The organism is Devosia insulae DS-56, assembly GCF_000970465.2.
Lineage (GTDB): Bacteria > Pseudomonadota > Alphaproteobacteria > Rhizobiales > Devosiaceae > Devosia_A > Devosia_A insulae.
Map to the genome: position 1 here is coordinate 1 of NZ_LAJE02000117.1, position 7888 is coordinate 7888.

Annotated in this window: 9 protein-coding genes and 1 tRNA gene; 4 read left to right on the plus strand and 6 right to left on the minus strand. The window is 65.8% G+C overall.

Annotated elements, in window-relative coordinates:
• Positions 1 to 38: 38 nt before the first annotated feature.
• Positions 39 to 611, minus strand: a complete 573-nt coding sequence (locus tag VW23_RS07495; RefSeq protein ID WP_069908959.1) for a DJ-1/PfpI family protein — start codon at positions 609 to 611, stop codon at positions 39 to 41.
• A 78-nt stretch (positions 612 to 689) separates the two neighbouring features.
• Here VW23_RS07495 and VW23_RS07500 point away from each other — a divergent pair, with 78 nt between their 5' ends.
• Both VW23_RS07500 and VW23_RS07505 read left to right on the plus strand, forming a co-directional pair.
• Complete coding sequence (locus tag VW23_RS07500; RefSeq protein ID WP_069908960.1) at positions 690 to 1382, plus strand: helix-turn-helix transcriptional regulator; 693 nt, start codon at positions 690 to 692, stop codon at positions 1380 to 1382.
• Between the two features lie 110 nt (positions 1383 to 1492).
• Entirely contained in the window at positions 1493 to 2569 is a 1077-nt protein-coding gene (locus VW23_RS07505; RefSeq protein ID WP_069908961.1) for a D-alanyl-D-alanine carboxypeptidase family protein, read from the plus strand.
• Between the two features lie 127 nt (positions 2570 to 2696).
• On the opposite strand, the gene VW23_RS07510 is transcribed toward VW23_RS07505, so the two are convergent.
• The 5 genes from VW23_RS07510 to VW23_RS07530 all read right to left on the minus strand — a co-directional run bounded on the left by VW23_RS07510 (position 2697) and on the right by VW23_RS07530 (position 5674).
• A complete protein-coding gene (locus VW23_RS07510; protein WP_069908962.1) occupies positions 2697 to 2930 on the minus strand; it encodes a sulfurtransferase TusA family protein in 234 nt (77 codons plus the stop codon).
• On the minus strand, positions 2920 to 3399 hold the full coding sequence (locus VW23_RS07515; RefSeq protein WP_069908963.1) for a spore germination YkwD domain-containing protein: 480 nt from the start codon (positions 3397 to 3399) through the stop codon (positions 2920 to 2922). The genes VW23_RS07510 and VW23_RS07515 overlap by 11 nt, the downstream gene beginning before the upstream one ends.
• A 48-nt stretch (positions 3400 to 3447) precedes the next feature.
• Positions 3448 to 3524 (minus strand) — tRNA-Arg (locus tag VW23_RS07520).
• Between the two features lie 91 nt (positions 3525 to 3615).
• Positions 3616 to 4464, minus strand: coding sequence for a phosphoenolpyruvate hydrolase family protein (locus tag VW23_RS07525; protein WP_069908964.1), 849 nt, complete (start codon positions 4462 to 4464; stop codon positions 3616 to 3618).
• 10 nt (positions 4465 to 4474) lie between these two features.
• Positions 4475 to 5674 (minus strand): Tm-1-like ATP-binding domain-containing protein, encoded by a 1200-nt coding sequence (locus tag VW23_RS07530; RefSeq protein ID WP_069908965.1) that lies wholly within the window; start codon positions 5672 to 5674, stop codon positions 4475 to 4477.
• A gap of 152 nt (positions 5675 to 5826) precedes the next feature.
• On the opposite strand from VW23_RS07530, the gene VW23_RS07535 reads away from it, so the two are divergent.
• Positions 5827 to 6495, plus strand: coding sequence for a GntR family transcriptional regulator (locus VW23_RS07535; RefSeq protein WP_069908966.1), 669 nt, complete (start codon positions 5827 to 5829; stop codon positions 6493 to 6495).
• A 65-nt stretch (positions 6496 to 6560) separates the two neighbouring features.
• The coding region (locus VW23_RS07540; RefSeq protein ID WP_084645731.1) for an ABC transporter substrate-binding protein at positions 6561 to 7888 on the plus strand (1328 nt) is incomplete at its 3' end.

The following is a 7888-nucleotide window of genomic DNA, read 5'->3' on the forward strand; positions in this document are numbered from 1 at the left end:
GATCAAGGGTGGGGGTCAGCCCGCGCCGGCCTCGCGACTCAAGCCGCCTTGCTGAACTGCGCTGCGTGCATGCCGACGTAGAAATCGAGGTTCTCATCGGCCAGCCCGAGGCCGTCCATCACCGCGGCCATGAAGCTCACCGGCGAGGTGCCGCCGGCGGTGACGACGCGGCCGTCGGTCACGGCTGCCGGAGTATCGCGATAGAGCGCCTTGCCCTGATAGCCGGTGAAATCGAGATAGCCGTCGCCATTGCTGGTGTGGCGGATGGTGTCGAGCAGTCCGGCTTTGGCGCCGGCCACGGTGCCGTCGCAGATCAGGCCGATGAGCTTGTCTTGCTGCTTCGCCGCGGTCAGCAGCGGCGCCATGTCGGGCGCTTCGGGCGACTGCCAGATGGTGCCGCCGCAGACGATGATCGCGTCATAGTCGGCCACGTTGATCGCCTCCAGCGCCAGTTCGGGAGTGACCGTCATGTTGCCTGACGAGGTCACCGGCTTGCCGCCGGGGGTCGCGTACTTGGTTTCCACCTTGTAGAAGCTGTGCGCCACTGCGTTGAGCAGGGAAGTCTCCCAGTCGGCGAAGCCTTCGGTCAGGATGGTGAGGATGGTGGTCATTTCGTCTCTCCTTGGTTTTCGATGCGAGAAGGCTAACCGCGCCCGGCACCCGATTTTGTCAGCAGCGATGCACAGCTAATGGCCAAGCGCTCGGAGCGGTTGCTCAACCTGATGCAGGCGCTGCGCCGCCGTCGCCGCCCGGTCACCGGCGCCACGCTGGCCGAGGAGATGGGCGTGTCGCTGCGCTCGGTCTATCGCGACATCGAGACGCTGAAATCGATGGGCGCGGCGATCGACGGCGAGGCCGGGGTCGGCTTTCAGCTCCGCGCCGAGCACTTCCTGCCGCCGCTGATGTTCACCGACGAGGAGATCGAGGCGCTGGTGCTGGGGCTGCGCGGGCTGATCTACGGGCCTGACGGCGAGATGGCGGCAACCGCGCGCGACGCCTCGAGCAAGATCGAGGCGGTGCTGCCAAGGGCCAAGCGCGACGAGATGCTGTCGGTCGGGCTGTTCGTCATTCCGCCGCGCACCGTCGACGAGGCCAACCCGCTGGGTCGGCTGCGCCGGGCACTACGAGAGGAAAAGCAGGTCTGGCTCGGCTATCGCGACAAGAGCGGCGCCAGCAGTGAGCGCACGGTCTACCCGGTGGCGCTCGGCTATTTCGAGGGCTATCAGACGCTGGTGGCCTGGTGCACGCTCCGGCACGACTTCCGCAACTTCCGCGTCGACAGTATCAGCGCCCTCGAAGTGCTGGAGGCGCCAATGCCGGAGCCGCGCCGTACGCTGTTCCACCGCTGGTCGAGCGCCCTGAATCTGCCCGACTTAACGTAGAAGGAACCGCCGTGCTTCAAAATGATTTGAGCGGAGCCCGGCGGCGGTTGAGCGACGCGAGCCACATTGCTAGAAACGCGCAACCCCTGAATACCGCATCTGGAGGCGCCTTGCTCGCGCATCTTCGCCGGCGCATCGCCGCCAGCCTGTTGGTTATCCTCGCCAGCCTCGGCACGACGCCCGCCTGGGCCAACCCGCTGTTGCTGGTCGACGCGAACACCTTCGAGGTCCTCTATGCCGAGGAGGCGGGCGTGCCGTGGCATCCGGCGTCGCTCACCAAGCTGATGACCGCCTATGTGGCGTTCGCCGCCATCAAGGCCGGTACGGTCAACCTCGAGACCAAGGTGAAAGTGTCGAAGAACGCCTGGAACCAGGCGCCGAGCAAATCCGGCCTCAAGGTCGGCGCTTCGGTCACCATGAAGGATGCGCTCTATATCCTCGTGGTGAAGTCGGCCAACGATATGGCCGTCGCTATTGCCGAGACCGTTTCCGGCTCGGTGCCTGCCTTCGTCGAGGAGATGAACGGCATGGCAGCGGCGATGGGGCTCAGCGCCACGCATTTCGTCAACCCGCATGGCCTGCACAACGAAGGACAGGTGACCTCGGCGCGCGACCTCGCCATCCTCGCCCTGATCCTCCGTCGCGATTTCCCGGAATATCTGCCGATGTTCGGCACCGAGGCGGTGCGGCTGGGCAAGGCCAAGCTCGAATCCAACAACGGGCTGCTCGAGCATTTCGCCGGCACCACCGGGATGAAGACCGGCTATGTCTGCGCCTCGGGCCTCAACATCGTCGCGACGGTGGAGCGCGGCGGCCGCTCGATGCTGGCGGTGGTGCTGGGGGGCTCGTCGGCGCGCGAACGCAACGAGATGACGGCCGAGCTGTTTTTGCGCGGGCTCTCCGGCGCGGTCAACGGCACCGGCAAGAACGTGGTGCAGCTGAGCAATATCGACGAGCCTCCTGTGAACATGCGCTCGCAGATCTGCGGCAAGGAAGCCAAAGCCTATGTCAAGGAGCGCGAAGCGGCGTTCCCGATGGGGCTCAAGGGTCACCCGAGCTACCTCACCGACGAGATCGACGGCGTGACCTATGCCGCTACCGATCTCGGCGTCCTGGTCGACGACGTGCCGCTGCCGCGGCCGCGCCCGACCTGGGCCCCGGCGGCGGTTGCGTCGGTCGCAGACTGATAGAGACGCCCCCCATCCTCCCCCATAAAGGGGGAGGTGCCTGCCGGTGGATTTGGCACAATCGAAGACTGGACCTCGACTCTTCACCTCCCCCTTTATGGGGGAGGCCGGGAGGGGGCCGTCTGCTTCAGCCCGTCGCCTTCACAATGGCAAAGCGCATCACCTCAGCCTCGCTGCTGACTTCACACACGTGGCCGTTCTGCCGGCAGTAGAGCGGGATATCGATCTTGGCCATCGGGTCGGTGGCGAGCACGATGAACGAAGCGCCTGTCGGCAACTGCGACAGGCGCTTTTCCATCTTCAGCACCGGCAGCGGGCATTTCAGCCCGCGGCAGTCGATGATCTCGGGATCAGTCGTCAAGCACCAGCACCCAATAGACGCCGTGCGACGAGTTCGGCTCGTAGGCGACGCCGAGGCCGGCGCGCTTGGCGGTGAAGTCGGCGATCGCCGCCGCATCGGCCGGCACGGCGCGCCAGCCCGAAAACACTTCGGCAAAGGTGGTGTAACCGGCGCTGAGCCGCATCGCCACGGCGCCCGGCGGCAATACCGGCTGAGCGCCGGTTTTGGCATAGGCGGTGGCGAGCGACTGGGCGGTGTTGTCGAGCACGGTGTCGCCACGCACGTCAGCGGCGCCCTGGGCCCGGCGGAAATCGTTGAGCAGGAACAACGCCTCGACGCGGTTGAGCCTGGCGCCCGGCTGGTTCATCGGCGCCGACAGGCCCGGCGACAGCTGGCCACCTCCACCCCCCATCGAGCAGGCGGCAAGACCGGCCGCAAGCGCTGCGGCGAGCGCGATGCGGGCGAGGGCGGGATATCCCTTGAGGGTCATGGTCGGTCCTCCTTGTACGGCCGGGAAGTCCGGCATGGCCTCATGCAGTGGTGACCCCGATGAGATTCGAACTCATGGCCTCAGGATTAGGAATCCTGCGCTCTATCCTGCTGAGCTACGGGGTCACTGGTTTGCCACATAGCAAATGCAACGCTTCGGGGGAACCACCTAGAAGGGTTCAGTCCGGGCGCCGGCGCAACCCGTCCTCTCCCGCCGCTAGCTGCCCGACCGCCTGCTGACGCGCAGCGAGGTGAAGTCCCCCACCTGCCTGGCGATGGCGGTTTCGGTGGGGAGGCGCTCCATCGAGCTCGCGCCGTAGAAGCCGTGGCAGTTGACCGTTCGCTCCAGCACATAGCGGGCGTCGTCGGGCATGGCGATGGGGCCGCCGTGGCAGAGGACGATGACGTCGTCACGCACGGCGCGGGCCGCGGCCGACCAGGCGTCGATCTTTTCGATGCAATCATCGAGGGTCAGCGCGGTTTCGGCGCCGATCGAGCCGCCGGTGGTGAGGCCGAGGTGGCAGACGATGATGTCGGCGCCGGCTTCGGTCATCGCCACGGCATCGTCGCTCGAAAAGACATAGGGCGTGGTCAGCATCTGTTTTTTGGCGGCGCGCGCGATGATCTCGACTTCGAGGGCGTAACTCATGCCGGTTTCTTCGAGATTGGCGCGGAAGGTGCCGTCGATCAGCCCGACAGTGGGAAAGTTCTGGATGCCGGCGAAGCCCAATGCCCTGAGTTCATCGAGGAACTTGTCGGGGATCAGGAACGGGTCGGTGCCGTTCACACCCGCCAGAACCGGGGTGTGGCGGACCACCGGCAGCACTTCATGGGCCATTTCGACGACGATGTCGTTGGCATTGCCATAGGCCATCAGGCCGGCGAGCGAGCCGCGTCCGGCCATGCGGTAGCGGCCGGAATTGTAGATCACGATCAGGTCGATGCCGCCGGCTTCCTCGGCCTTGGCGCTCAGGCCCGTGCCGGCGCCGCCGCCGACGATCGGCGTGCCCTCCGCGATCTTGTTGCGCAGCTTGAGAAGGATGTCTTTTCGGGAAAGTCTGGTCATGGGGCTGGTCTCAGGAGGGAGAAAGGTCGCGGAAGTTCGCCACCAGCGCGGCGGCGAATTCCGGGTCGTTGATGTGCAGGTCGAGCCCGAGCAGTTGCCGGTTGGGCGCCGCCTGCCAGCCGGAGCGGATAGCGTCGAACAGCACCCGGTCGGCTTCGGGGTCATGGAACGGCTGGCCGGGGGCATCGATGGCCGAGACGCCGCGCAGGGGGAGGAGGAAACGCACCGGTCCTGCCATGCGATTGAGGCGCGAGACGATAAATTCGCCAATGCGGCGGTTCTCGGCGGGGGTAGTGCGCATCAGGGTGACCTGGGCGTTGTGGACGTGGAACTGGCGGTCCTGGAACTGGCTGGGCACGCTGTCCCTGGCGCCGAAATTGACCATGTCGACGGCGCCGACCGAGCCGACATAGGGCAGGCGGGTGCGGATCACCGCGCCGAAGCGGTCTTCGGTGGCGGGAAAGACGCCGCCGACCAGCAGATCCGGCACTTCGGTGGTGGTGACGTCGATCAGCCCGGTGACGAGGCCGGAATCGGCGAGCTTTTCCATCGATTGGCCGCCGGTGCCGGTGGCGTGGAAGGTGTAGACCTCGTGCGTCGCCTCCAGCGCCTCTCTGACCATGGTGACGCATTGGGTGGTGACGCCGAACATGGTCATCCCCAGCCCCGGTTTGTCGGCGCCTGAAGCGGGCGTCGCGGTGAGCGCCATGCCGGCGGCGGCATGGGCGGCATTGCCGATGACCCGGCGCGAGATGGCGTTGAGTCCGGCGATATCGACCACCGAATACATCATGGTGAGGTCGTTCGGCCCGACATAGGGCGCGGTGTTGCCCGAGGCGACGGTCGAAACCATCAGCTTGGGGGTGCCGATCGGCAGGGTGCGCATCGCCTCGGTGACCAGCGCGGTATTACCGGTACCGCCGAGCCCGAGCACCGCGCCGATATCGTCGCGGCTCGCGAGATAGCGGCTCAGCGCCCGGGCCATGGCGGACACTGCCTTGCCGCGATCGGTGAGGCCGAGCACGGCGCTCGAGCCTTCCGGATGGTGGGTCGCGACCACGCTCGCCGCGACATCGGCGCCGATGCCTGTGCCCTGCGTGCCGACATCAACCAGTACCGGTTCGGCGCCCGCCGCGCGCACGCGTTCGGCAGCGTAGCGCAGTTCCGGCCCCTTCGTGTCCATGGTTCCAACCACGTAGACCTTTGCCATTTCCTCCCGCTTTCCGGCCGTTTCAGCCTGTTGGGCGCGGCTTGCCGCTGCCAGTTCGTATGCAATAGCCATAACGTGCATTTTCCATATTGTATATTCTTGCAGTGATTGTATACAAATGCGCATCGGACAACGAGGCTGCGACCACCGCAATGAACGACATCCGCCACCTGACCCTGCGCGAACGCATCTACGAGGAAATCGTCCGGATGATCGTCTCGGGCGAGCTGCCGTCGGGCGCGCCGCTCGACGAGAAGGCGCTGACCGAGAAGCTGCAGGTGAGCCGGACGCCGTTCCGCGAGGCGCTGGGAACGCTCAGCAAGGAAGGACTGATCGAGATCAAGCCGTATCGCGGCTTCTTCGTCAGGAGCTTTTCGAAGAAGGAAACCGAGGACCTCTACGAGCTTCGGAAAACTCTCGAGTGCTTTGCGGTGGAGCTCGCCGTGCCGCAGATGAGCGACCGGCACATCGCCAATTTCGAACGCATCCTCGATGAAGCCGTCGCGGCGCTCAAAGCCGACGACATGGTGGCTTATGGCCAGGCCGACCGCGAGTTCCACGAGACCATTGCCGAGCTTTCCGGCAATGCCGCGCTGATCGAAACGCTGAGCCGGTTGGCGCTGCAGATCCAGATCGGCCGCACCATCGCCAATGAGAGCCACACCTTTGCCGAGGACGCGGCGCGCGAGCGCGACGACATCCTCGCCGCCTTCCGCCGCCGCGACATCAAGACCGCGGCGGCGCTGATGCACGCTCACATCTCCGACGTACAGCGCACCGTGCTGGCGCGCTTCGAGGAGGTGAAGCCGGTCAAACGCTAGAGGGCAGTATCGCCCGAGCCCAGACGACGCCGGTCAACCGGCGCGACACCAAGAGGAGGACCACCATGTTGAGACGAACCCTGATGGCTTCGGCCGTGGCGCTTGCCGCCGCCGGACTGCTCGCCGTGCCGACCTTCGCCCAGGCGCAGACCCTGACGGTCTGGGCCACCGACCAGCTCGCCGACCCGCTGGTCGCCGAGGTCTGGAACAAGCTGAAGGCCGATTTCGAGGCCGCCAATCCCGGCGTCACCGTCGAGTACATGCCGCCCACTGGCACCATCTCGAACGGCGCTGTGCAGGCGGCGATCCAGTCGAACGCCGGCCCCGACGTGCTGCTCACCAACTCGGGCATCGGCCGCGTCACCACGGTGGTCAACGCCAAGCTGATCGCGCCGCTCACCGCGCACTATTCGGACATGGACTGGAAGGACAAGATCTTCCCCTGGCTCTACGAGATCCTCGGCAGCCAGTTCGGCGGCGAGATCTACGAAGTGCCCGATGGCATCGACGCGATCGGGCTCTGGTACCACAAGGACTTGTTCGCCGAGAACGGCTGGGCCATTGGCGGCAGCTGGGCCGATTTCGAAGCGCTGCTGCAAAAGATCAAGGACAAGGGCCTCGAGCCGCTGGCGGTGGGCCCGCGCAACAATGCCAATGGCGGCCACCTGATGGGCAATTTCCTGCAGGCGGCGGCGGGCTCGGCCGTGATGGGCGAGGTGGTGACGGCCAAGAAGTCGTGGACCGATGCCGAACCGCTGCTCGGTGCGCAGCGCGTCGCCGATTTCGCCAAAAAGGGTTACGTCAGCGCCCAGATGGCGGGGCTCGACCTCGAGGCGGCGACGCGGCTCTGGACCAACAAGCGCGCCGCGATCTTTTTCGGCGGGCCGTGGTTCATCAACAATGCCCGGAAGAACGAGTATCCGATCGACAATATGGGCTTTGCCACCATCCCGAGCGATCTGGCCGGCGAGAGCAAGCCGACCGGTGGCATTGGCTGGAGCTGGATGATCCCGGTCAGTTCGAAGCAACCCGAACTCGCCGCCAAGTGGATCGACTACATCCTCTCCGACGAGGTGATGCGGTTCCGCGCCGAGCACAAGACCGGCACGCAGATCTCGCCGCGCGCCATGCCCGAGCTGAAACCGGCGGTGCCGGTCATGGCCGAAGTGTTCGCGGCAGCGGCCAACGGGGTGGGGTTCAATCCGTCCGTCTACATGCCCGGCGCGGCGCTCGACACCTATTTCCAGGTGATCCAGTGCCTGATCGGTTGCCAGGTCTCGGCCGAGGAATGCCTCACGCAGATCCAGGCGAAGATCCCGGCGCCTTCCCTTCTACTCATTCGACACTGCCCATGCCCCATCCAGTTTTCTGCCGCGGTGGTCTCGCATCTCTT

Bases quoted from the DNA above. Each gene is read 5' to 3' on its own strand.
- VW23_RS07515 (WP_069908963.1), bottom strand. From the start codon at position 3,399: ATGACCCTCAAGGGATATCCCGCCCTCGCCCGCATCGCGCTCGCCGCA.
- VW23_RS07525 (WP_069908964.1), bottom strand. From the start codon at position 4,464: ATGACCAGACTTTCCCGAAAAGACATCCTTCTCAAGCTGCGCAACAAG.
- VW23_RS07500 (WP_069908960.1), top strand. From the start codon at position 690: ATGGCCAAGCGCTCGGAGCGGTTGCTCAACCTGATGCAGGCGCTGCGC.
- VW23_RS07530 (WP_069908965.1), bottom strand. From the start codon at position 5,674: ATGGCAAAGGTCTACGTGGTTGGAACCATGGACACGAAGGGGCCGGAA.
- VW23_RS07535 (WP_069908966.1), top strand. From the start codon at position 5,827: ATGAACGACATCCGCCACCTGACCCTGCGCGAACGCATCTACGAGGAA.
- VW23_RS07495 (WP_069908959.1), bottom strand. From the start codon at position 611: ATGACCACCATCCTCACCATCCTGACCGAAGGCTTCGCCGACTGGGAG.